The following is a 23,780-nucleotide window of genomic DNA, read 5'->3' on the forward strand; positions in this document are numbered from 1 at the left end:
CAACCTACGAGCGCAGCGGCGCTGGTGACCAGCAGGGCGTGAACGCGGCGATCGGCCTCTACGTCGACCAAGAGGTCGAGTAGTCGACACCTTCGCTCGATCCAACTCGAGCTGAGCAAGAGCGGGGGCCACGTGGCTCCCGCTCTTCATAATTGGCCCAACCCTGTACAATGCAGACATGCGACGGCTCGCGCTGGTGCTGCTGCCCGGGTTCCTCGCGGCGATGCTCCTGACCCACACCAAGGTCAAGGAACGCCGCGACGAGTTTCCGCCCGATCAAGACCTGCTGTACTTGCCGCCCGCTCAGCACCTCGCGCCCATGAGCCTCGGCTACCGTGAGGCGCTCGGCGATCTGATCTGGATCCGCACCGTGATCTTCGCTGGCGATCGCGTGGGCGCCACCAACTACAAGTGGATCATGGAGTACCTCGAGGCGATCTACTCGTTGTCGCCTCAGTTTCGACGCCCCTATGCGTGGGGTGGCGTGGCGTTCATCTACAGCGGCGATCAGATCGATCGCGCCATGGTCGATCGTGCGATCGCCCTGTACGACCGGGGCCTCGCCCACTTCCCCGAAGACCACGAGCTGCTGTTCGCCGCCGGCATGTTGCTCACCCGCGACGTCCAGACGGTCCCGGGCTACACGAGCGAAGAGAAGGCCGCGGCGATGGAGAGGGGCGCCAGCCTGATCCGCAAGGCCGCGGCGTTTGGCGCCCCTCCGCTGGTCCGCGAGCTCGCGGCCACGCTCGTCAGTGAGGGCGGCGCCGATCAGCTAGCGATCGCGTTCCTCGAGAGTCAGCTGCTGCAGGCCGAAGATCCCGACCATCGCCGGCTGCTCGAACAGAAGCTGCAAGCCACGATCGGCGAAGCCGGACTCGAGTCGATCGAGCGCCTGCGAACGAGCTTCGAAGCCGAGCGCAAGGCCAAGCGCCCCTACCTGCCGCCCGACCTCTACGTACTGATCCGCGAGTAGGCCGCTCGGTTTGACCACCAACTACGCCTGCGCGCTTCGCAGTCGGCGAAGTGCGAAGCGCGTATGTGGGCCAGGCTAAACCCGTGTACGCGCGGGCGAGGAGCCCTCGCCCGAGCCTAAACCAGACTCACTTGCTGCCCTTGAGCAGCTTTGACTCTTTGTCGCCAACCGTCACCTTCTGGGTGTCGGTCTTGCCGTCGTCCCACTTCCACTTGACGGTGTGCGAGCCCGCGGTGACTTTGACGAACACCGGCGCGCGGCCCGCTTTCTTGTTGTCTACGTAGACGTCGGCGGGCGGATTGCCGGGCGCCACGCCGATCTTGAGCTCCGCGGTCTTGGGCTTTGGCGCCTTCTTGACCGGCTTTTTCTTCTCGACCGTCTTCTCTGGCGTGGGATCCGAGGTTGGATCCGGGCCGGGCGCGGTGCCGGACTTGGCGACGAGCACCAGGCTGATGTTCTGGGCCGAGTCACCCGTGAACACGATCGGGGTCCTGACGTCTTCGTAGCCCTCCGCGACGCCCAACAGCGTGTACGCCACGCCAGGTTCGCGCGTCAGCGGATGCTTGTGGCTGGCGACGCCCTTGCCGATCTCGGTGCTCACGTCGCCGGCGAGCAACGTCACGGTCGCCGCGACGGGCTCGACGTTGATCGTGAGCGTGACCGTGGCGGCCTGAAGCTTGATCGGCAGCGGCATGTTCTGGCCCGCGGCCAGCGTGACCTCTTGGGAGAAGGGTAAGAACTCGCCGCCAGCGACGCTGACCTCGATCTTGTGCGGACCATCCGAGAGCCCGCTGACGACGCGCTGCGCCTCGCCAGCGATCTCTTTGCCATCCACGAGCACTGTCGCGGTCGCGGGACTGACCTCGAGGTTGAAGCTGGCGGCGTCGCTTGGCTTGGCTTCGGCGCTGGTGTCGGCGGCCTCGCCTTCGTCGTCGCCAGCGAAGCCTTGCCCGATTACGAAGAAGGCCACCACACCGAGGATCGCCACGACACCGCCAACGATGCCGATGATCAGCCCAATGTTGCTCTTCTTCTCATCGTCCGGCTCATCGTACATCGGTACGGGAGCCGGCTGCTGGTGCTGCTGGCCAGACTGCTGCTGGTACTGCTGCTGCTGCTGGTACTGCTGCTGGGGCTGTTGCTGCTGTTGATACTGCTGCTGCGGCGCCTGTTGCTGCTGATATTGCTGAGGCGCTCCATAACCCTGGCCGTGCTGCGGGGCCTGCTGGCCCTGCATGCCCATGCCCATCCCGGCGCCCATGCCCGCGCCCATCCCGGCGCCCATGCCAGATCCCGGATGCCCACCAGGTGAGGGCAAGCCAGCCTGGCCAGACTGCCCAGGCGGCGGCAGCCCAGCGTGTCCGCCCGGACTGGGCAGACCGCGGGCGGCGGCGGGGCTCGGCAGGCCACGCGCGGCGGAAGGGCCGCCCGGGGTCATCGAGCTTGGGGGCGGCATCGTCGCTTGGATGCCAGCGCCGGGCGCCGAGGCGCCGGCCACTGCGACCCCGGGACCGCCCGGGGTGCTGCGATGGACCGATGGCGCAGCCGCGAGCGCTTCTTCTTCTTGCCCCTCGAACAGCTTGGTCTCGAGCTCGTCGTCATCCCAGTCGAAGTCCGCGCCACCGCCACCGCCACCGCCAGCCGGCCGCGCGCCTTTGGGACGGGCCGGCAGCTTCTTCCCCACGCCGGGGATATCCGGCTTGGAGTTGGTCATGACCATCGTCTTGGCCCGCGCGCGGCCAGGCTTGGGCGGGCTACGCTTGGGCTCTTGCGCGGCGTTGAGCGACGCGAGGGATGGGTGGGCCTCGGTGGCGATCCCAGATTGACGACCAGGAGTCGACGGCGGCGGCCGACGACCCGGCGGAGGTGGCGGGGGCTTCTTGGCGCCAGCCGGCGGGGGCGGCGGTCGGTTCCCCGCGTTCACCATTGTCTTCTTGGGGCTCGGCTTGCTGGGAGGTGGAGCGGGTGGCACCTGACGCGCAATCTCCTTCTCGGCCTCGATGTCGCGGGCGAACGACTCTTGCATCCATTCTGCGAGGTTCTTGCGGCTGTAGAACAGCCCCTCCTCGAACATGAACGCTTGCAGCGCGTCGTGTAGCTCGGACGCGGTCTGGTAGCGCTCGTTGAGATCTGCCGCGAGCGATCGCATGACGACCTGCTCGAGCTTGGTCGAGACCGCCGGGTTGATCCGGCTGGGCGGATCGACGCTGACGGTGCGGACCTTTTCCAGGGTGGCGAAGTCGGTCTCTGCTTGGAACAGCCGCTGGTTGCAGAGGATCTCCCACAGCACCACGCCAAGCGAGAACACATCGCTGCGCCGATCGATCGTCGCGCCGCGGACCTGCTCGGGCGACATGTAGCCGAACTTGCCCTTGAGGATTCCGGCTTGCGTCTGCGAGGCCCGGCCGGCGGCCTTGGCGACGCCGAAGTCGATCAGCTTGACCTCGCCTTCATACGAGACGAGCACGTTGGGCGGCGAGACGTCGCGGTGGATCAGCCCGAGCGGCCGACCGTGGCGGTCTTTTTTGTTGTGCGCGTACTCGAGGCCCTCGCAGACCTGCATGATCACGTAGCAAGCCTGCGCGAGCGGCATCGGCCGCTTGATGCCGCGACCATGCTCGAACAGCGCGCGCAGGTCCTTGCCCGGCACGTACTCGAGCACGATGTAGAAGGTCTCGCCCTCCGACTTGAGCTCGTAGATCTGAGCGATGTTCGAATGCTGAAGCTGCGCCGCAATGCGCGCCTCATCTTTGAACATCGTGATGAACTCTTCGTCCTCGGCGACGTGCGGGAGGATGCGCTTGATCGCGACGACCTTCTCGAAGCCCTCGACGCCGCGCGAAACGGCTTTGTAGACCTCGGCCATCCCACCTAGAGCGATGCGACCGAGGATCTGGTATTGCGCGAGTTTCTTGGGCAGGTCCAACAAAGAACGCTCCAGCGAATTGCGCGCTGAAATAGCTCGCAACTGGTCTGATCACACCTGTGGACGGCGAGAAAGTCAATGCTTTGACCAAGATGGAGACGAAGAGTTCGCTGCCTTCGGTGAACCGGTCCAACAAGGGTGTCCGCAAGCGGGCGAGAAGCCCTCGCCCGAGCTGAAAACAGCTTTGGCCTGCTCCCTTGCGCAGTTCGAGCGGTATGAGCGTGCCGTCGGCGCGCGACCAGTGCTATCGTCGCAACGACGCGCATGAGCAGCTCCGACGAGATCGACTTGGACCCCAAGCTCAGCGGCGCCGCTGCTGCGCCCGCGCTGGATGCCGCCAAGGCCGTCGCGGGCGCCAGCGAGGTCGCGCCTAGCGAGGCCCTGGAGGGCATCGATGTCGCCGAAGCGCTGTCGAGCGGGCGCATCGACGCGGTCGCGGCCCAACAGCTGCTGATCGATCAGGTCCTCGCCGAGCAGTTCCCCGCCGACCTCGAGCCTGCGCAGCTCGAGCGCCTGCGCGGGGAAATCACCGCGTTGCTCGCCAACGACCCTGCCCTGCTGGGCCTGCTGCGGCCCCACTGACTTCGCCGTAAGCGGGCGAGAAGCCCTCGCCCGAGCTGAAAGCAATTGGCGTATGGGTTGGCGCTTCAGGCCAACAAGCGCCGCACTTGGGGCGAGACGAAGTGCTGCTCCGTGTCGAAGCGCCGCAGCGCGTCGGCCACGACCTGCAGTCGCTCTGGCGGCTTGAGCCGGCGATCAACGATGATCCGATAGCGACCGCGCACCCGACACAGACCCCCGACGCCCTGGACGAGCCCTGCCATCGGGTCGTAACTGACATCGACTTCGAGCTCGGTAGCGAGACGCTCGAGCTCTGATAGCTGCTCTTGTGCATTCATCGTGACGGCGTCGGAGCTTGCCCCAAACCATCGATCGAGCCAAGGGCTCGATCCACGCAGACGACCCGCAAATCAGCCCTTTGAACCCACAATTGGGGGCGGGCGAGACGATCCCAAGGCGATCCCTGCGCGCACCCGTCTGCGCTCACTCGTCGGCGCACGACCTGCGCACGAATGGCGCCGAATGGCTCAGCTATCAGCGATCGGCAACGTGAAGTGAAAGGTCGTGCCGGCGCCGACGATGCTCTCGGCCCACGCTTCGCCGCCGTGCGCCTCGATCAATTTGCGGACGATCGACAGGCCGAGCCCGGCGCCGCCGTGCTGACGCGTGGAGCTCGCATCTACCTGATAGAACGCGTCGAAGATGCGTGAGAGCTGATCTTCGGGGATCCCGATGCCGGTGTCGCTGACCGTCACGCGAAGCGCGTCGGCGGTCTCTTCGCCGAAGAAGTCTTCTTCGAAGGGCCGGCGCATGGGCGCGAGCTCGGCCCGCACGATCACGCAGCCGTCGGGTCGGTTGAACTTGATCGCGTTGGAGATCAGGTTGATCAGCACCTGCTGGATCTTGTCAGCGTCAACGACGACACGGGGGATCTCTGGATCGAGTTCTTGGACGAGGTGGACCCGCGCACGGTCAGCAGAGATCGACGCAGCCGAGAAGGCGCGCCCCACGACCTCGGACAGCTCGACCGAGGCGAGGCTCAGCCGCATCGTCCCGACCTCCATCTTGGACATCTCGAGCACCTGCGTGATCAGGCGCAGGAGCTCTTCGCCGCGCTCGAGGATGGTGTTCGCGTACTCGGTCTGCTCTTCGTTGAGCGGACCTGCGATGCCCTTGGCGAGCATCTCTGAGAACCCGATGATGCTGGTCAGCGGCGTGCGCAGCTCGTGGCTGACCGTCGCCAGAAAATTGCTCTTGAGCTGGTCGACCTCGCGCAGGTGCGCGACCGCTCGCTCGAGCTCGGCGTTGCGCTGCTGAAGGGCCCGATGATTGCTCTCGCTAGCTGCGAGGTGCATCTCCGAGGTGACCCAGGTTGCGAAGCCAGCCTGCAACACCGCGCCGAGCACCCCCGACAGCGCGTCGGTGACAACCAGCAGCGGTGAGCGCTCGCCGTCTTCACTCGGGTGCTCGTGGGCGCCAGAGCTCTCGGAGTCGCCGCCGGGCATGGCCACCACGAAGCTGCCGACCCGGTCGGCGCCAGCGAAGCATGGACGGACCACGTACTTGTGCCCGCCCAGTCCAAATTTGCGCGACCCCCCGCGCCGCAGAGCCGCGAGCGCCTCGGGCGGGAGCTGCTCCCAGTGCTGCATCGGGCTGGCGCCGACCTGCACGAACAGGACGCCCTCGTGATCGAACACCGCCATCCCATCGATGCAGCCAAACTGCTCGCCAAGAAACGGGGTCAGTGTGCGTCGAAGATCATCGCGCCGGACCAGGCGCTCGAGCGGAGGGCGACGATCGGGCGCGCCGATCGGCTCGACCTTCGCCTCGTTGCCGTTCACGACCCGCTACCTCCGTCGCCGCTCCCAACTGGGGCGAAGAGTTCGTCGATCCGCTCCATGAAGTCGTCGTGGGTGACGCCAAAGCGATCTGCGAAGTTGAACTTCGCGTCGAGCTTCTTCCAGCTCAGCGCCGCGAGCCCCTTGAAGGTCTCCGGCACCCCGCGCCCCTCGGTTGCGACGGCCGTGAACACCGGCTCCTTGCCCTTGGTCGCAATCCGCTTGACCTCCGCGTCGCTGCGGATCCCGGGCAGGTCGCGCTTGTTGAACTGGATCACCAGCGCGATGTCATCGAAGTCGAGCCCGTTGTCGCGCAAGTTCTGCTTGAGGTTGGCGAAGGACTCGTTGTTGCCGCGGGTCTGAGCCACCCGCGAGTCAGCGATGAACGCCACGCCGTCAGCACCCTGCAGCACGATCTTGCGGGTCGCGTTGTGGATCACCTGGCCTGGGACAGTGAACAACTTGAGCCGAATCTTGAAGCCACCGCGCGTCTCGAACTCGAGCGGCAGCAGATCGAAGAACAGCGTGCGGTCATCCCGAGTGTCGAGCGTCACCAACTCGCCACCGGTGTGGCCAAGCATGCAAGCGTGCAGCTGCTGCAGGTTGGTGGTCTTCCCGCTCAGCGCCGGGCCGTAATAGACCAGCTTGAGCGTCACTTCGCGATGCTGGATGTCGATGTAGACCATGAAGTGAGTCGGACCGCGACCGGCCGTCCCCAAGCTTATCGCGTTGGACCAGTTTCTTGGACCCCTTTGGAGGCTTTCGCAGACGAATGCTCGCCCCCCTGGTCAGAGGTTCACGCTAAGCGCCAAACGCGCAACCCGCCCGCCAACCGACCTGCGAAGTCCAAAACCCTTCGAGGGACAGCCAGCTCATCGGGAGCGAGCGAGTGCGAAGGCGGAGGCCGTAGGAGCCCAGACGAGCCCCCTAGTAGGCCTAGAGCCGCACATGCGACCGCGAACAGCCTGCCCGTCCGGAGCAAGCGAAGTGAGAAGGCGTCCGCGGGGGGTAAAAACGAATGGAGCGCCCCCCGGAGGCCGTAGGAGCCCAGACAAGAGCCCCCTTCTAGGGGGCCACACATGCGACCGCGAACAGCCTGCCCGTCGGGAGCGAGCGAAGCGAGTGACCTGCAAAGTGCGAAGCCGCCTGTGGGGGTCTAAAGACGAGAGCCCCCTTCTAGGGGGCCACACATGCGACCGCGAACAGCCTGCCCGTCGGGAGCGAGCGAAGCGAGTGACCTGCAAAGTGCGAAGCCGCCTGTGGGGGTCTAAAGACGAGAGCCCCCTTCTAGGGGGCCACACATGCGACCGCGAACAGCCTGCCCGTCGGGAGCGAGCGAAGTGCGAAGCCGTCCGCGGGGGTCAAAAACGAATGGAGCGCCGCCCCGGAGGCCGTAGGAGCCCAGACGAGAGCCCCCTTCTAGGGGGCCACACATGCGACCGCGAACAGCTAGCCCGTCGGGAGCGAGCGAAGTGCGAAGCCGTCCGCGGGGGTCAAAAACGAATGGAGCGCCGCCCCGGAGGCCGTAGGAGCCCAGACGAGAGCCCCCTTCTAGGGGGCCACACATGCGACCGCGAACAGCTAGCCCGTCGGGAGCGAGCGAAGTGCGAAGCCGTCCGCGGGGGTCAAAAACGAATGGAGCGCCGCCCCGGAGGCCGTAGGAGCCCAGACGAGAGCCCCCTTCTAGGGGGCCACACATGCGACCGCGAACAGCTAGCCCGTCGGGAGCGAGCGAAGCGAGTGACCTGCAAAGTGCGAAGCCCTCTGTGGGGGTCAATTTTGATGCTTGCGGCCTTCGTGGGCAGCCAGCGCCGCGAGCAGCTCGCGGTGCTCGGGCAGCACCGGCTCGCGCTGCATGGTTCGATCGAGCTCGAGCAGCAGCTCCTTGGTGCGGGTCCCCTCGAGCTGCTTGGGGGTCTCGACTTGCAGCTCGACGAACTGGTCCCCGCGGCCGCCCCGACCATCCGGCACGCCCTTGCCACGCAGGCGCAGCTTGGCCCCGCTCTGGACCCCAGCCGGGACCTCCATGTCGACCCACCCTTCGATCGTGGGCACGGGGATCTTGCCGCCGAGCGCCGCGCGGGTGAACGGCACGGGCAGCTTGGCCAGCAGGTTTTGGCCGTCGCGGCGCAGCCAGGGGTGCGGCTTGACGTTGATCGTGATCCGCAGGTGACCGGCGTCGCCGCCGAACCGGCCCGGCTCCCCCTGCCCTCGCAGGACCTTCATCGTGCCGGAGTCGGTGCCTGGCGGCAGCCGGACATCGAACGAGCGCTCCCGCCGAATCACCCCGCGCCCCCGGCAGGTCACGCAGGGATCTTGCTGGATCATGCCGAGCCCGTCACAGCGACCGCACTTGCTGCGGCGGCTGAACAGCCCTCCGGTCTTGACCTCGCCACCGCCCGCGCAGTTGGGGCACTCGATCGCCTCGCGGCCCTCCGGCTCGGTCCCGCTACCTTCGCAGCTCTCACACGCGCCGCGGCCCTCGAAGCTGATCGTGTGGCTGGATCCCAGCACGGCGTCGGCGAGCTCGACGCTGAGGGTGTAGCGGATGTCTCGGCCCTTGCGGCGATCGTTGCGGCGGCTGCCAAACACGTCGCCAAACATGTTGGCGAACAGCTCGCGGGCCGTCGCCACATTGGGCGGGCGCGTCAGATCCAGCCCCTCGGGCAGCAAGCGGGAGCTGTCGTAGCGAGCCCGCTTGAGCGGATCGCTGAGCACCTCGTAGGCTTCGGATGCCTCGCGGAACCGCTCGTGGGCCTGCTCGTCATCGGGGAAGCGATCCGGGTGGCTCTCGAGCGCGACCCTTCGGTACGCGCGCTTGATCTCGGTCTCGTCGGCCCCGCGGGTGACCCCCAAGATCGCGTAGTAGTCGGGACGCGCCATATTCTTGGTGCTTGGGTGCCTTGGTCAGTCGCGAGCGGGTCGCCGCTCAGGACTCGGCGTCCTCGGCGTTCTCGGCGTCGGCCAGCATCGCCTCGTAAATTTGGTGAGACGAGGTCTCGAGCGCGCTCAGGTAGTCGCGGATCGCCATCGAGTCGACCTGCGCGAGGTCGAGCGAAGACCGAAGCTTCAGCAGATCCTTCTCGATGTCGGCGCGATCGGTGGCGCTCAGCCCCCCGCCGAAGGCCTCGAGCGAGCGCTCGCAGGTGTAGATCAGCGTCTCGGCCCGATTGCGCAGATCCGCGAGTTCGCGCCGCGCAGCGTCTTCGGTCTTCTTGTGCTCGGCCTCGTCCGAGAGCTCGTCGAGCTGGGTCTGCGTCAAGCCAGAGGTTGGCTGGACGTTCATGCCCGCCGACTTGCCGGTCCCGAGATCCTGGGCAGAGACCGCGAGGATGCCGTCGGCGCTGATGTCGAAGCTGACCCGGATCTGCGGGACGCCGCGCGGTGCCGGCGGGATGTCGGTCAGCTGCAGCCGCGCGAGGCTGCGGTTGTCCTCGGCCATCTCGCGCAGGCCTTGCAGCACGTGAACCGGGACCACCGGCTGATTGTCGACGCTGGTGCTGAACACCTCGGACTTGCGGGTGGGGATCGTGGTGCCCTTCGGGATCAAGGTGGTGAACACCCCGCCGGCGGTCTCGACCCCAATGTTGAGGGGCACGACATCGAGCAGCACGACGCCCTCGACCTCGCCCTCGAGGATCCCGCCTTGGATCGCTGCACCGCAGGCCACGACCTCGTCGGGGTTGACCCCCGTGTTGGGCTCTGTGCCAAAGAACTCGCCGACGAGCTTGGCGACCAGAGGCATGCGGGTCTGACCACCGACGAGCAGCAGCTCGCCGATGTCCGATGCGTCGAGCTCGGCGTCGGCGAGCGCGGTCTTGCAGGGCCCGAGCGTTCGCTCGACCAAGCTGCGGGTCAGCTCTTCGAGCTTGCGCCGGGTCAGCGTGAGCTCGAGGTGGACCGGCTGACCGCTGACGGCGGCGATGAAGGGCAGGTTGAGATCGGTCTCGAGCCCCCACGAGAGCTCGTGCTTGGCCTTCTCGGCGGCCTCTTTGAGGCGTTGCTTGGACAGCTTGTCGTCGCGCAGATCGACGCCGTGTTGGGCCTTGAAGCTGGCCGCGGCCCAGTCGACGATCGCGTTGTCAAAGTCCTCGCCACCAAGGAAGGTGTCGCCCGAGGTCGAGAGCACCTCGAACGCGCCCTCGCGCAGCTCGAGGATCGAGATGTCGAAGGTGCCGCCGCCGAGGTCGTAGACCGCGACCGTCACGGTCTCGTCGCTCTCGCGGCCGATGCCGTAGGCCAAGGTCGCGGCCGTGGGCTCGTTGATGATGCGCTCGACCTGGAGACCGGCGATCCGACCGGCGTCCTTGGTTGCCTGGCGCTGGGCGTCGTCGAAGTAGGCCGGTACGGTGATCACGGCCCGGGTGATCGGCTCGCCGACGAAGTCCTCGGCGCACTCCTTGAGCATGCGCAGGACGGACGCGCCGATCTCGCTGGGCGAGTAGCTGCGACCCTCGACCTCGATCCACGCGTCACCGTTCTCGGACGGGACGATGTCGTAGGGCAAGAACCGCGCGAGCTGGCTGACCTCTTCGTCGCCAAACTTGCGGCCGATCAACCGCTTGGCGGCGTAGACCGTGTTGGATGGATTGGTGATCGCCTGGCGCTTGGCGATCTGGCCAACGAGCTGCTCGCCCTTGTCACTGACCGCGACGACGGACGGGGTCGTTCGGGCGCCCTCGCCGTTGGGGACAACCCGAGCCTCGCCGTCGTCGAGCACCGCGACGCAAGAGTTCGTCGTCCCGAGATCAATGCCGATGATTCGCTCGCCCATCCGTGTCTCCGCGCTCTGTTCGGTCGCGCTCGTCGCGTGACTCTACGTCAGTTGGCCTCGTTGTCGCCAGCCGCGCCAGCCTTTGAGGCTGGTTCCCCAGCAGCTTCGGCGCTGGCAGGAGCGGGGGCGCCGGTCGAGCCGGGCCCGGCGACGATGACCCGGGCCGGTCGCAGCAGCTTGTCACCGCGCACGTAGCCCTTTTCGTACTCGATCATCACGGTCCCCGGGGGGTAGTCGGGCGAGTCCATCTGCTGCAGCGCGTCGTGAACGCTGGGATCGAAGGGCTGACCGACGCTCTCGATCGGCTTGATCCCGTGCTTGGCCAGGGCGCTGAGAAATTCCTGGCGGACCATCTCGAGCCCCTTGATGAGCGGGGTGAGGGCCTCGCCGCCATCTGCTGGTGCGACGCTCAAGGCCCGCTCGAGGTTGTCACCGACCGGCAAGAAGTTCCCGAGCAACCCTTGGACAGCCCGATGGATCGCGTCGTCGATGTCCCGCTTGACCCGCTTCTTGTAGTTCTCGTTGTCGGCGACAGCCCGCAGCCACTTGTCTTTGAGGGCCGCGGTCTCGGCCTCGGCCTCGGCGAGCTTGGCCTCGAGATCCACGAAGTCATCGACGACTTCGATGCCATCGTCGGTGTCGTCCGAGGCGACGTCGTAGACGCCGCTCTGCGACTCGCTGCGGACCTTGTCGACGGCCTCTTCGGCCTCGCGCATGGCCTGCGCGACTGCGTCTTGGTCCGGGTCTGGGGAATCCTGTTCTGGGCTCATTGGGGCTTCCGTGCTGATGCGCTGGGTGCTGCTAGCTGCGCCTGGTGAAACGATGGTCGGGCGTGCCGTTGTCGTCGTCGTCGCACGAGCGCAGCGCGAAAATTAGCCGCGAGCGGCCATCGCTCGCGCGGCGTACTCTACCAGAGGAATCACGGCCTCGTAATCCATCCGCGGGCTGCCGAGCAAGGCCACCGCGCCAGTCGTGCGCGCGCCCGAGTCCGGCCCAGAATCTGGGCCCGGCCAGCGCAGCCGACAACCGACCAGCGTGAGCCCGCTCGCTCGGGGCTCGAGCTCGCGATCCGTGGCCACGTGGACCAGCGGCATCCCCACCGTGCCCCGCCCGGGACCCGCGCCCGGGATCGCCCCCGAGCGCTCGGCCGCCCGATCGAAGGCCCGATCGAAGGCCCGATCCAGCGCCCGATCGAACGCCCGATCGAACGCCCGATCGAACGCCAGATCGACCCGGACCGAGGCCCGGGGATCGGCGTGGGCTTCGGGCAGCAGCTGACACAAGATCTCCGCGACGCGCTGGTAGTCCTCGAGCAGCGTCAGCACTTCGGCGATCGACTCGCCCTCGGCGCTGCCATCCCGGGACAGCAAACTGCCGCGCCCGGCGACCTGCATCCACAGGGGATCGAACGAGGTCACGCACAGCAACAGACCGATCCTCAGCGCCTCTGCGATCAGCCGATCAACGCGCTGTGCCTGCGCGTCGAGGAGTTCACGCAGGGCGTGGCGGGCCTGCTCGAAGGTGTGCCCGAGGGTCAGCTCACGCAAGAGATCCTGCAGCCGCCGCATGGCCCCGTCGCGCGCAAACAGCTCGCCGTCAATCTCGATCGTGCGGACCGAGCTCGATCCATCTTCGAGCCCGATCAGCACCAACGCGCGCCTGCTGGACGCACCGGGACGGCCAGCCTCGGTGGTGCCCGCGAGCGGCACCAGCTCGAGCGCGCGCACGATCCCGGGCCGCGCCTCGCCCAAGAAGCCGATCGCCACACACCCCGAGATCTCGGACAACACCCGCGCCGTCGAGCGCAGCCCCAGCCGTGGATCGCTGCCGCTGTCACCCAGGCTCACATCGACCAGCCGCTGATGTTCGGGCCGGGGCCCCGATCGCGGCAGCGCCTCGACGTAGATCCGCCAGCCCTCCGCCGTCGGCACGCGCCCGCTCGCTGCGTGTGGCTTGTGGACCAACCCCGCGCGCTCGATCGCGGCGAGCTCGTTGCGGACCGTCGCCGAAGACCACTCGAGGCCCGCGCTGCACAGCGCCGCCGAGGCCACCGGCCGGCCCTCGAGCACGTACGCGCGGCAGAGCGCGATCAGGATGCGTCGCTGTCGCGCGCTGATGGTGTCGTCCGACACGGCGAGACTATTTATACCTCCCATCGTCCTCGTGCACGTCGCCAAAGCGCAGGCTAGATTCTTCCGCGCGTCGTGCGTCCCGCGGACAAGCGGCCCCGAGGAGCGGAGCGACCAGACCCGCCAGCGGCTACAGTCGGCGAAGTTCGCTGCCGTCTACGAAGGCGTTCGCAAGCAAGGTCTAGGTGGGGGTCATTAATAGCTCGACCGCGATGCTGTCGTGCCACAGCCAGCGCCCGTCCCCCACCCGGAGTCGGCGCCTCCCCTGCTCCCAGACTAGATTTCCGAGCTCGACTTGGCGTTTCACCCGCGCCTCGACCCACGTCGTCTCGACCGCGAACACCTGACAGAAGCGATCGACGTCCAGTCCGGTCAGCCGCCGCAAGCCCAGCCACAAGCCCTCTGCCGCGGCCTGCTCTCGCTCGAGGCGCTCGCGTGCGGGGCCCTCTCCGTCGAGCCAGTTGCCGAGGCCGCGCGCGTTGACTTGCCGCTCGACCGCGCCGTCGACATGCCAAACCGACGCCGCCGAGGGTCCCAGCCCGATCACGTCGGCCCACCCCCAGTACTTGCCGTTGTGGATCGCCTCGGCGCCTGGGCGAGCGTAGGACGCGACCTCATAGTGAACGAAGCCGCGATCGAGCAGTCCGCGCTCGACGAGCAGCAAGAGATCTGCCTGCTGATCCTCGTTGGGCAGCACTCGCAGGCCGCGACGCACGAGCTTGGGCCACGGCGTGTCCGGCTCGATCGTCAGCCCGTAGATCGACAGGTGCTCGACCCCTGCGTCGACCAACTCCCCCAGATCCTGCTCGAGCTGCGCGGGGGTCTGGCCCGGCCAGCCAACGATCAGATCCGCGCTGGTCCGCAAGCCTCGGGCCACGCAGCGCTCGATGCAGGCCAAGGCCTGCCCGCGCGTGTGGGCGCGACCGAGCTGCCGCAGGCCCTCGGGGGTCAGGCTCTGGATCCCCAGTGAGACGCGATCGATGCCAAGCTCGACGACCGCGTCGAGCAACGCAGGCGCGGCGTGCTCGGGGTTGAGCTCCATGGTTCGCTCGCGCAGCTGGTCGGGCACGACACCGAGCCCACGGCCAAGCCACTCGAACAGCCCGCGCAGGCACGCGATCGAGAGCGTGCTCGGGGTCCCGCCGCCAATGTACAGGGTCTCGAACGAGCGATCCGCCAGCTGACCGGCCCGCGTGGCCCGCTCGCGCTCGAGCCCGGCGAGCCAGGCCGCCGCGCGCTCCTCGAGCTTGGGTCCGCGCCCGACCTCGAAGTCGAAGTCGCAGTAGGGACACGCGCGCGCGCAAAACGGCACGTGGACGTAGAGGCCCGCGACGCCGTGGCCCCGCTCAGCCAATCAGCGCGCTCATCTGTTCGCTGCTTGGCAGCTGCGACCAGATCTCGACCTGATTGGGATCGCTGACGCTGGCCGCACGCGCCGCGATGCCCCGCCACCACCACGAGGGCAAGCCGTCGACGTCGATGCCGCCGTCGCGCAGCAGGTGTGACTGCTCCTCGAGGGTCTCGACCATCGAGGTATGGAACGGCTCGCCACGCCCACGCAGCTGCGCGCCCAAGCGCAGGGCCGAGCGCTGCATGGTCTGCTCTTCGTGGTTGTCCATCGCGCTGCGGACCGCCTTGCGAACGACGCCCATGTCGGGGAATTCGTAGACCCGCCCACTGATCGGCAGCGACACGCCGCTGATCAGCGCCATGCGGGCGGCCCAGCTCGAGATCAGGTGATCGTGGACCTCGAGCGACTGGCCAACCTCGAACACCGACTCGCGGCGCAGCACCGCGATGGTCTCGTCGGGGTTGGCGTAGACGAATGACACCGACGGCGAGAGCACCAGCCCAAGCCCCGCGCGGAGCATCATGACGGCCAGCTCGGGATCGAGGGCCGCCTGCTGGGGGGCCCGCGCGGCGATCATGTCCTCGACGGCGGAAGGGTCGGCGGAGATCCGAACGACGAGCGAGAAGCCGTCCATCGGAACGTGGTCACCGAACACCTGAAATGCCGAGAATGCGTTCCAGGACGACTGCACGAACATGGAAGGTACCCCGTCGCTCACTTCGCGGTCAAAATCGTGTAGCCGAAATAGGCCAGCGCGGCGAAGATCACGATCACCGCGATCCACACGAGCGGGTTGCCTCGCTTGGTCTGCTCGCTGACGACCCCCTGGCCAAACGACCCCGTGACCCCAGCCTCGAGCGCGCTGGTCGAGAGCGTGTGACGCGTGGTCGCCTGACGAATGACAGCCCGCGACGACGATCCGGGTGACCCGGCCCGCGGCGCGCGACTGGAGCCGGAGCGTGAGGCTCGCGGGCTCTTCGTCGCGCCCTGGGTCGCCGCCGGTGCAGCCGAACGATCCGCAGCCGGACGAGCTGCAGCCGAACGAGCTGGAGCCGACGCGCTGGCAGCCGGACCGGCGGGCTCGGGCGTGCGCCCGCCCGCGTCGTCGGGCTCTTCCTTCTTCATGGTGGCAACGAGCTCTTCGAGGTTGCCAATGGTCATCGAGCGCCGACGCTTGGGCGTCCCCGCGTCGTCGCTGCTGCTGCTGCCTTGAAGGTCGAGGCTCTTGGCCCAGTCGGGTTGCTCGTCGCCAGCGTCAGCGTGATCGAGCTGGTCGAACTGGTCGAAGTCCAGCGCCTCGTCCTCGAGGTCGTCGTACTGATCGTCGTAGTTGACCTCAGCCGGCGCGCCCTCGCCGAACATCTCGTTCATGAACGCGCTGATCCGGCGCGGCGTGGCAGCGAGCCCGTACTCCTGCATGAAGGTGTCGAGCTCGCGGTACATGTGATCGCAATTTTGGTAGCGATCGTTACTGTCGATCTCGAGCGCCCGCATGATGATCGCCTCGAGCTCGGGCGGGAACTCGGGGTCGACGAAGGTGGGCGCGGGCACGTCACCGGACAGGATCCGCTCGCGGACCTCGGCCGGCTTGCCGCGGAACAAGCGACGGCCCACGCACATCTCGTAGAGGATCACGCCGACGGCGAAGATGTCGGCGCGCCCGTCGAGGTTCTCGCCGTGGATCTGCTCCGGCGCCATGTACGAGAGCTTGCCGGCGAACTGACCCGGACCCTTGGAGACCGCCGTTGCCCGGGTGGCCGCGATCCCAAAGTCGACGATCTTGCACAGGCCGTCGTAGCCAACGTGGATGTTGGTCGGGTTGATGTCCCGGTGGACGAGGCCGAGCGGCTGACCGTTTTGATCGGTCTGGGCGTGAGCGTAGTGCAGGCCCTCGAGCGCCTGCATGATGATCCCGATGGCGAGGTCCATCGGGATCATGTGCCCCGTCGTGACCGCCCGGCGCAGGACCGCGACGAGCTCCTCACCAACGAGCAGCTCCATGGCGATGAAGTACTCGCCGTAGAGTTCGCCTAGGTCATAGGTGTGGACGACGTTGTTGTGGGTCAGCGTGGCGGCGACCCGGGCCTCGTCGAGGAACATCTGAACGATCTCGGGCCGCTCGACGAATTCCTCGCGCAGCCGCTTGACGACCAGCTCTTTGGCAAAGCCTTCGATGCCCGTGTACTGGGCCCGATAGACCTCGGCCATACCGCCGGTGGCGATGTGCTCGACAAGCAGATACTTGTCGCCGAAGGGCGTCGGCTCGATGTTGCTCAAGACGGCCAAAGCTTAGACGATCGTGGGAAGGGGCGACAAGGGCGCCTGAGTTTGACCGTAGGGACGCACCGCGCCGACCGCAGCCTTCGGGGCGGTGGGGAGCGCATTCTTTCGCGTGGATCGCTACGCGCCGCGCGCGGAGCCGTCCAGCGCCAAGTTTGCCCAGCGAGCGGAAAATGCGCTCTGCGACATATAGGAAGGCGGTGACAGCCAAACCCCCGGCCGGAGGCGCAAATTGCTAGATTTGGGGCGACTCGGACAAGCTCGATGAACAGCAGCGCAGGATCTTGGTTCAATGGCCCGCCCCGGGCTTCCTCACGTCTCGAAGCTAGCGTGTTGCTCGCGCTTGGGATCGCTCTGGCGGCGCCTGGCTGCGCCAAAGACCAGGTCGTTGCCGACAGCGCGGACGCCGAAGACACGGGGACCACTGGCGACGGAGATCCCGGCAGCGAGTCGGCGGACTCGAACATGAGCACGGGCGACGGCGACGGCGACGGCGATCCCGCCACCACGACAGGCTTCGTGCCGATGACCGATGGGATCTCGACCAACACCTGCGACCCGGCCGAGCAAGACTGCCCCGAGGGCGAAAAGTGCACGGGCTACGTCGTCGAGCCGGGCTACTGCTGCGTCGACGCCAACAAGTGCGTGGACGTGATCGGCGACGGTCAGCTGGGTGATCCCTGCGTGCGCACCGAAGACAACGATGACTGCGCCGAGGGGTTGTTTTGCATGACCGTGACCTCGGGCTCGACGGGTGACGGCGTGTGTCTGGCATTTTGTGACGTCGGCACCCAAGACTGCGCCGAGGACGGCCTGCCCGACGCGACCTGCATCGCCTTCAACGACGGAACGCTGCCGCTGTGCCAAGACAGCTGTGACCCGCTCACGCAAGACTGCGGCGGCCAGCTCGGGTGCTACGGCGTCGGCGCCCAGGGCTTCGTGTGCTCGGTGCCGGGCTTCGAGGACGGCCTAGGCAACGACGGCGACACCTGCTTCACGATCCAGAGCTGCAAGCCCGGGTTGGGGTGTACCGCCGCCGAGGTGCTCGACGACTGCGGCGGCTCGCGCTGCTGCACGCCCTACTGCGATCTCTCGGAGCCGGATCCGTGCACCTCGCCCGAGCAATGCGTTGGCTACTATGAAGACGGCACGGCGCCGCCCGGCTACCAGAACGTGGGGTTGTGCGCCGTGCCTGCTTGAGCGCAGCATGAGCCGTCATGGCTGCAGCCCCCCACTTCAGTCATCTGAAGACCGTGTCACGCAAGCCTGCAGTCGGATTGATCGCGTGCTTGATCTGGACGCCGAGCGGCTGCCAACGCGAGCTGCCGCCAAGCGACGGGTCGCCGAGCGACGCCACGTCGCGAGCCGAAGCTGATCCCCAGGCGGTCGGCCTCCCCGCTGACCGAGCGGCTCCGGCTGGAGATCCCTTCGCCAGCATCGAGCCACTGCGGCCCCGCGCGTGGGCCACCTGGCCGCTCGAGAACGTGGATCTCACCGGCTTCGACGGCTGGCGGATCGACCCGGTCCACGGTGGGTTCGAGCTCGAGCAGGGGTTGGTGCTCGCCAGCGACCCCGGCGCGTTCGTGCTCTCGATCGCAGACGCCGAGGTCGTCGAGGTCACGCCGATCAGCTCTGAAGGCACACAGCCGCGCACCTTCGAGCTCCACCTCGATCATGGCCAAGGCGTCGAGAGCCACGTTGGGCCGGTCGCCGACACGCTCGTGCACGCCGGGCTGCCCGTCACCCGCGGCGCCGCGATCGCGCTGGCTGCGGGCAGCTCGCTGCGACTGCGGGTGACCGTGGATGGGGTCGACATCGATCCGCTCTTGGCCCTGCGCCAGCCGATCCACCGGTGGCCCGGGCAGCTGCGCCGCCTGCCGCCGCCGCCAGAACCAACCGAGTGAGTTCCGCGAGCGGGCGAGAAGCCCTCGCCCGAGCTGAAACCAGTCAGCTCCAGCGCAGCATCCGGGAGATCGGGGTGCGCCCCTCGGCCCGCAAGTAGCGGAGCCGCGCGCGGCGAAGATCCTGCAAGGTCGGCCAGGGCGTCGACTCGAACCGGCGCCCGAACGCGTCCTCGAGCGCGTCGAGGAGCTCGAGTGGGTAGTCGATCGGCACCCGCGCGACGTGGAAGCCCCCGGCCTGATCGGGGACCAGCCGCAGCTCCCACAGCCCGGCCGGACCCGTTGGATCGGCGGGGGCGAACGGACCGACGCCGTCGAGCAAGCGCACGACGACCCCCGAGATTCGATCGCGGACCCACGTTGGCTCGCCGGGATAGACCTCGAACAGTCCGACGATCGACCTGGCCGCGGCGGTCCGCAGCGGCGTGGGCAGAAAGCTGTGATCCGCGACCTCGCCCCGCAGCGTCCGCCACGCCCAGGTGTCACCGGGCACGGCGTCGGGGGTGGCCGGGACATCACACAGCGCCCAGTCCATGCGCGTGACCTGCAGCAGCGCGAAGTCGGGGTCGTCGGGCCCGAGCACGCCGACTTCACGATCGAAGCGCTGAAGCAGCGGCGCGACCCGAGCTCGTCCGGGACCGCCCGAGAACGCCGCCGCCGCGAGCACGTCGAGCGCCTCACCAGCCGCGCTGACGCGTTCGGTCGTGACCCGAGCCAACACCGGGGCTCGCGGGGGGGGGTCGGGCTCGACCTGTCGCTGCCCCGGGGGTCGCGGCACCACCGGCCGGACCCGTCGCAGCGCTCGCCAAAAGCCCGCCGCCACGCTTCACTCTTTCATGCGCCGCGGTGCTCGAGCACCGCGCCGACGAAGCGATCGAACAGGGCGTCGGAGTCCTGGGGCCCAGGGCAGGCTTCGGGGTGATACTGGACCCCAAACACTGGCCGCCCCTCGAGCTCGACGCCGGCCACGGTGCGATCGAACAAGTTGATGTGCGTCAGCTTCACGCCGTCCCCGAGGCTGTCGATGTCGACGGCGAACCCATGATTTTGCGAGGTGATCGCAATTGACCGATCTCGCTCGTCGCGGACCGGATGGTTGCCGCCGTGGTGGCCAAACTCGAGCTTGTAGGTGCGGCCCCCAAGGGCGAGGCACAGCAGCTGGTGGCCCAGACAGATCCCGAAGATCGGCAGATCTCGCGTGGACGGCGACGACCCCCCCACGAGCTCGCGCAGCTGGACGAGCTCGCGCAGCTGGGCGATCACGTGCTCGACCGCGGCCGGGTCCCCCGGCCCGTTCGACAAGAACACGCCGTCGGGCTCGCGGGCGAGCACCTCCGCGATCGGCGTGGAAGCCGGCACGACTGTGGTCTCGATCCCCCGGTCTCGCAGCTTGCGCAAGATGTTGCGCTTGATCCCAAAGTCGTACGCGACGACCCGAGCGTCGACCGGCGCGGGCGCCTGTTTCCCCCAGCTCGGGGTGGTCCAGGTGTAGGGCTGCTTGGCGGTGACGGCGTCGACGAGGTTGCGACCCTGCATGGAAGGAGCGCTGGCGGCGAGCTCTCGCAAGCCGGGGACGGAGCCAGCCACGTCGTCCAAATGGGCCGGATCTGTCGTCAGAGCCGCCATCACCGAGCCGTGCTCGCGCAGGTGCCGGGTCAGCGCGCGCGTGTCGACCTCGGCGAGGCCGACGACGCCGCGCGCGACGAGCCACTCGTGCAGCCCCGCCGTCGCCCGGTAGTTGGAGACGACCGGGGACAGCGAGCGGATCACCAGCCCACGGGCGGCGGGCTGCTCGGACTCGTCGTCGTCGGGGTTGGTGCCGACGTTGCCGATCTCGACCGCGGTCAGACACACGATCTGCTCGGCGTAAGAAGGATCGCTGATGATCTCTTGGTAGCCGTACAGCGCCGTGTTGAACACCAACTCGGCGACGACCGTACCCTTCGCACCGAAGCTCTGGCCGCGAAACACCCGACCATCGGCTAGCACCAGCAGCCCCGGTCCGTGGTAGCGGGGATCGTCCAGCGACTCGTCAGCGGCCCGGATCACGGCCGACCGCATATCACGATCGCAACAGCCCGACCACGGGCCAAAACCAGCTACCATGGCGCGGCATGCCTGACAGCCGAGCCAAGGCCGCGATCCTGTTGATCGGCAACGAGCTCTTGTCCGGCAAGATCCGCGACGAGAACGGCTGGTACCTGACCCAGGTGTGCCGCCGCCGGGGCCTGGCCGTGCGTGAGATCGCCGTCGTCCCCGACGAGCACGAGGCGATCGGCGCGGCGCTGCTGCGGCTCGTTCACGGGGTCCCGCTGGTGTTCACCTCGGGAGGGGTCGGCCCAACCCACGACGACGTCACCATGGAGGCGATCGCGCGAGCGACAAACCGCGAGCTGGTCCGCGATCCGCAGATGGACGCGCTGCTGCGCGATCACTACCAGGAGCGCGCGACGGAGACCGCGCTGCGCATGGCCGACGTCCCCGCTGGGACCAAGCTGCGGGCGCTCCCTGGCTGGCCAGTCATGCGCCTGGACCTTGCCCGCGGCGAGCGCTTCGAGCCTCACCCGCCCCTGCCCCACGACGCGCGGCTGTACATCCTGCCTGGGATCCCGCCGCTGCTGCGGGCCAAGATCGAGTCGCTCGAGGGTCTCGAGGACGAGCTCCCGCGGGCCCGCGACTGGGTCCTGGTCGCCCTCCACACCAGCCGGGATGAAAGCCAGCTCGCGCCCTCGCTCGACGCCGTCGTCGCGGCGTTCCCGGACATCGAGATTGGCTCGTACCCCCGCTGGGACCCCGACGAGACCGGCCGGCTCCGGGTTCGGGTCAAGGTGACCTTCGAGGGCGCCGACCCGGCGCGCACCCAGGCCGCCTGCGACGCGCTGACCCAGGCCCTCGATCCGGCCGACCTCCTCGAGGATCGGGGCGGGTGACGAGATCGCGCGGCTCGACCTCTCGTGATACGTTCCCGCCCATGCGCGCGCCCAGTGCTCTGGTGCTGACCGCGGCCGTCGCCCTCGGGCTCACGGCCTGTCTGCCCAAAGAACATCCCGAGGTGGAGTGGATGAAACCACCCAAGAGCTACGACCCCGTCGAGACCGAAGGGCTGACCTTCAACAAAGCGGGGCTCGACGCGCTCACGCTGACCGACGGCGACGAGCGCGAAGCCCACGTCACAGGCCTGCAGGCCGAGGGCACGTTCAAGGGCCAGGCAAAGTGCCAGAGCGGCGCCGGCACCGGCGACCTCGAACACTCCGCCTGGGGTGACTACGAGCTGACCTGCGACGCTGGCACGATCCTGTTCGACATCGAGCTCAAGTACCACCTGTTCACCAGCCGCGAGGTTGGGAAGCCGCTGAGCGCCAACGCCTATGTTGAATTCGGTGGCACCTTGGTAGAATTCGACTATCACGACGACTCCAAGCCGCGCTCGATTACCGCCAAGGTCAAAGTCGGCGACGATCTGAAGCGGCTCGAGTAGCCGAACGGTTCGGCGTACCAGGGTCACAGGCACTCGGCATCACGCGTCGCAGGACTTCACCACTTGGGCTTCCATAGCGTCGGATCACCTCTGCTCTGGGGCGCCTTCTTGGTCGGCGTCCTCTTCATGCTCGCCCTCGATCTCGGGGTGTTTCACCGCGACACCCATCGGGTCTCGTCGCGTGAGGCCCTGATCTGGTCGGTGGTGTGGGTCACGCTCTCGCTGTGCTTTTGCGGGTTCGTCTGGTGGTACTTCGACAGCCAGCACGCGCTGGAGTGGCTCTCGGCCTACGTGATCGAGAAGTCGCTGAGCGTCGACAACATCTTCGTCTTCATCGTCATCTTCCGCTACATGAAGATCCCCCGCGAGCACCTGCATCGGGTGTTGTTCGCGGGAATTCTCGGCGCGCTGGTGCTCCGCGCGGTGTTCATCTTGGTCGGTCTTGGCTTGATCGAGATGTTCACTTGGTCGCTGTACCTGTTCGGTGGGTTCCTGATCTACACCGGGCTCAAGCTGCTGGTCTCCGGCGACGACGAGCCCGACGACACCGCCGGCGACTCGTGGGTCAAGCGCAAGGCCGAGCAGTGGCTGCGGGTCACCCGCGAGTACGAGGGCCCCAAGTTCTTCGTCAACAAAGACGGCAAGTGGTTCGTGACCACGCTGTTCGTGTGCCTGTTGATGGTCGAGACCGCCGACGTGATCTTCGCGCTGGACTCGATCCCCGCGATCTTCGGCATCTCGCGCGACCCCTTCATCGTGTTCACGAGCAACGTGTGCGCGATCCTGGGGCTGCGGGCGATGTTCTTCCTGCTCGAGAACGTGATCGATCGGTTCCGCTTCCTGCCCTACGGGCTCGGGCTGGTGCTCGCGTTCATCGGCGTGAAGATGGTGCTCGCAGAGGGGATCGGCGGCATGGGTCTGTACGCGCTCGGTGTCGCGCATCAGACCTGGCTCGACCCCTACGAGGTGCCGATCGGGCTGTCGCTGGGCCTGGTCGCGGTCGTGCTGGTCGCGTCGGTGCTCGCGAGCTTGCTGATCCCCGCGCCCGCCGCAACCTCCGGGAACGACGAGTAGCCCGATCCCGGGTCCGCAACGGTCCGCAACCACGGTATGCTGTGACCCCGTGGCCGACCTCGACCGCTACCTGCGGTACCTCCAACGTGACGACGTCACGGAGTTCGTACTCCAGACTGACAAGGTTGCGGCGCTCAAGCTCACCTCTGGGCAGCTGCATCCCGTCACCAAGACCGCGCTGGGCAGCGCCCACATCGTGACCTTGCTCGAGGGTGTCGGGTGGGGGCCGCTGGTCCCTCGTGACGACACCAGCGGCGTGGAGCAGCCCGCCACCAGCAACAGCGTCGACTATGTGGTCCGGATCGCCCGCCGGGCGGATCAGCTGCAGGTGCGTGTGGTGCCGGCCCCCCAGACGGCGCGCCGGGCTGCGCCGGAGGCCGCACCGCCGCGCGCGACCCAGCCGGCTTCCAGGTTCACTGGAAAGCCGGCCGCGTCCACTGCCGGCAGGCAGGTCGCCGCCAAACCGGCCGCCGCCAAACCGGCCGCCACCAAACC

At 67.6% G+C, this 23,780-nt stretch carries 20 protein-coding genes and 1 pseudogene; 8 read left to right on the forward strand and 13 right to left on the reverse strand.

Going from position 1 to position 23,780, the window contains the following annotated elements; genetic code table 11:
* Positions 1 to 178 precede the first annotated feature (178 nt).
* Positions 179 to 973, forward strand: a complete 795-nt coding sequence (locus DB30_RS35770) for a hypothetical protein (protein WP_052557721.1) — start codon at positions 179 to 181, stop codon at positions 971 to 973.
* Positions 974 to 1,100: 127 nt separating this feature from the next.
* Here DB30_RS35770 and DB30_RS35775 read toward each other — a convergent pair whose 3' ends face one another.
* Positions 1,101 to 3,899: a serine/threonine protein kinase gene (locus DB30_RS35775; RefSeq protein WP_052557724.1), complete on the reverse strand. Its 2,799-nt coding sequence runs from the start codon at positions 3,897 to 3,899 to the stop codon at positions 1,101 to 1,103.
* A 264-nt stretch (positions 3,900 to 4,163) separates the two neighbouring features.
* Between DB30_RS35775 and DB30_RS35780 the strand changes: the two genes are divergently transcribed.
* Positions 4,164 to 4,481 (forward strand): hypothetical protein, encoded by a 318-nt coding sequence (locus tag DB30_RS35780; RefSeq protein ID WP_052557725.1) that lies wholly within the window; start codon positions 4,164 to 4,166, stop codon positions 4,479 to 4,481.
* Positions 4,482 to 4,546: 65 nt separating this feature from the next.
* Here DB30_RS35780 and DB30_RS35785 read toward each other — a convergent pair whose 3' ends face one another.
* The 10 genes from DB30_RS35785 to DB30_RS35830 form a co-directional block, all read right to left on the reverse strand.
* Entirely contained in the window at positions 4,547 to 4,723 is a 177-nt protein-coding gene (locus tag DB30_RS35785) for a hypothetical protein (protein WP_153258464.1), read from the reverse strand.
* A gap of 264 nt (positions 4,724 to 4,987) precedes the next feature.
* The gene (locus DB30_RS35790; RefSeq protein WP_052557729.1) at positions 4,988 to 6,301 is read right to left on the reverse strand and encodes a sensor histidine kinase; all 1,314 of its coding nucleotides are present in this window, start codon (positions 6,299 to 6,301) and stop codon (positions 4,988 to 4,990) included.
* Positions 6,298 to 6,984, reverse strand: coding sequence for a GTP-binding protein (locus DB30_RS35795; RefSeq protein WP_146662138.1), 687 nt, complete (start codon positions 6,982 to 6,984; stop codon positions 6,298 to 6,300). The genes DB30_RS35790 and DB30_RS35795 overlap by 4 nt, the downstream gene beginning before the upstream one ends.
* 1,087 nt (positions 6,985 to 8,071) lie before the next feature.
* Complete coding sequence (gene dnaJ / locus DB30_RS35800; RefSeq protein ID WP_052557731.1) at positions 8,072 to 9,181, reverse strand: molecular chaperone DnaJ; 1,110 nt, start codon at positions 9,179 to 9,181, stop codon at positions 8,072 to 8,074.
* 46 nt (positions 9,182 to 9,227) lie between these two features.
* A complete protein-coding gene (gene dnaK, locus DB30_RS35805) occupies positions 9,228 to 11,072 on the reverse strand; it encodes a molecular chaperone DnaK (protein WP_052557733.1) in 1,845 nt (614 codons plus the stop codon).
* 47 nt (positions 11,073 to 11,119) lie between these two features.
* Positions 11,120 to 11,842, reverse strand: coding sequence for a nucleotide exchange factor GrpE (locus DB30_RS35810; protein WP_146662140.1), 723 nt, complete (start codon positions 11,840 to 11,842; stop codon positions 11,120 to 11,122).
* Between the two features lie 102 nt (positions 11,843 to 11,944).
* Positions 11,945 to 13,204 (reverse strand): hypothetical protein, encoded by a 1,260-nt coding sequence (locus DB30_RS35815; RefSeq protein WP_052557737.1) that lies wholly within the window; start codon positions 13,202 to 13,204, stop codon positions 11,945 to 11,947.
* A gap of 178 nt (positions 13,205 to 13,382) precedes the next feature.
* Positions 13,383 to 14,555, reverse strand: a complete 1,173-nt coding sequence (locus tag DB30_RS35820) for a coproporphyrinogen-III oxidase family protein (RefSeq protein WP_052557739.1) — start codon at positions 14,553 to 14,555, stop codon at positions 13,383 to 13,385.
* On the reverse strand, positions 14,548 to 15,243 hold the full coding sequence (locus DB30_RS35825) for a hypothetical protein (RefSeq protein ID WP_146662144.1): 696 nt from the start codon (positions 15,241 to 15,243) through the stop codon (positions 14,548 to 14,550). Before DB30_RS35825 ends, DB30_RS35820 begins: the two co-directional genes overlap by 8 nt.
* Positions 15,244 to 15,266: 23 nt before the next feature.
* A complete protein-coding gene (locus tag DB30_RS35830) occupies positions 15,267 to 16,829 on the reverse strand; it encodes a serine/threonine protein kinase (protein ID WP_146662146.1) in 1,563 nt (520 codons plus the stop codon).
* A 333-nt stretch (positions 16,830 to 17,162) separates the two neighbouring features.
* Here DB30_RS35830 and DB30_RS35835 point away from each other — a divergent pair, with 333 nt between their 5' ends.
* A complete protein-coding gene (locus DB30_RS35835; RefSeq protein ID WP_052557745.1) occupies positions 17,163 to 18,032 on the forward strand; it encodes a hypothetical protein in 870 nt (289 codons plus the stop codon).
* 17 nt (positions 18,033 to 18,049) lie between these two features.
* Complete coding sequence (locus tag DB30_RS35840; RefSeq protein WP_146662148.1) at positions 18,050 to 18,736, forward strand: M23 family metallopeptidase; 687 nt, start codon at positions 18,050 to 18,052, stop codon at positions 18,734 to 18,736.
* 43 nt (positions 18,737 to 18,779) lie between these two features.
* On the opposite strand, the gene DB30_RS35845 is transcribed toward DB30_RS35840, so the two are convergent.
* Together DB30_RS35845 and carA are read right to left on the reverse strand one after the other, a co-directional pair.
* Positions 18,780 to 19,454 (reverse strand): hypothetical protein, encoded by a 675-nt coding sequence (locus DB30_RS35845; protein ID WP_052557749.1) that lies wholly within the window; start codon positions 19,452 to 19,454, stop codon positions 18,780 to 18,782.
* Between the two features lie 113 nt (positions 19,455 to 19,567).
* Entirely contained in the window at positions 19,568 to 20,782 is a 1,215-nt protein-coding gene (carA, locus tag DB30_RS35850) for a glutamine-hydrolyzing carbamoyl-phosphate synthase small subunit (protein ID WP_240480407.1), read from the reverse strand.
* A 65-nt stretch (positions 20,783 to 20,847) separates the two neighbouring features.
* On the opposite strand from carA, the gene DB30_RS35855 reads away from it, so the two are divergent.
* The 4 genes and pseudogenes from DB30_RS35855 to DB30_RS35870 all read left to right on the forward strand — a co-directional run.
* On the forward strand, positions 20,848 to 21,663 hold the full coding sequence (locus DB30_RS35855; protein ID WP_052557751.1) for a competence/damage-inducible protein A: 816 nt from the start codon (positions 20,848 to 20,850) through the stop codon (positions 21,661 to 21,663).
* Between the two features lie 41 nt (positions 21,664 to 21,704).
* Positions 21,705 to 22,211 (forward strand): hypothetical protein, encoded by a 507-nt coding sequence (locus DB30_RS35860; protein ID WP_052557754.1) that lies wholly within the window; start codon positions 21,705 to 21,707, stop codon positions 22,209 to 22,211.
* Between the two features lie 63 nt (positions 22,212 to 22,274).
* Complete coding sequence (locus tag DB30_RS35865) at positions 22,275 to 23,285, forward strand: TerC family protein (protein ID WP_052557756.1); 1,011 nt, start codon at positions 22,275 to 22,277, stop codon at positions 23,283 to 23,285.
* Between the two features lie 49 nt (positions 23,286 to 23,334).
* A pseudogene (locus DB30_RS35870) lies at positions 23,335 to 23,780 on the forward strand (hypothetical protein); the annotation flags it as partial.

The organism is Enhygromyxa salina (assembly GCF_000737335.2).
GTDB classification, from domain to species: Bacteria; Myxococcota_A; Polyangia; order Nannocystales; family Nannocystaceae; genus Plesiocystis; species Plesiocystis salina_C.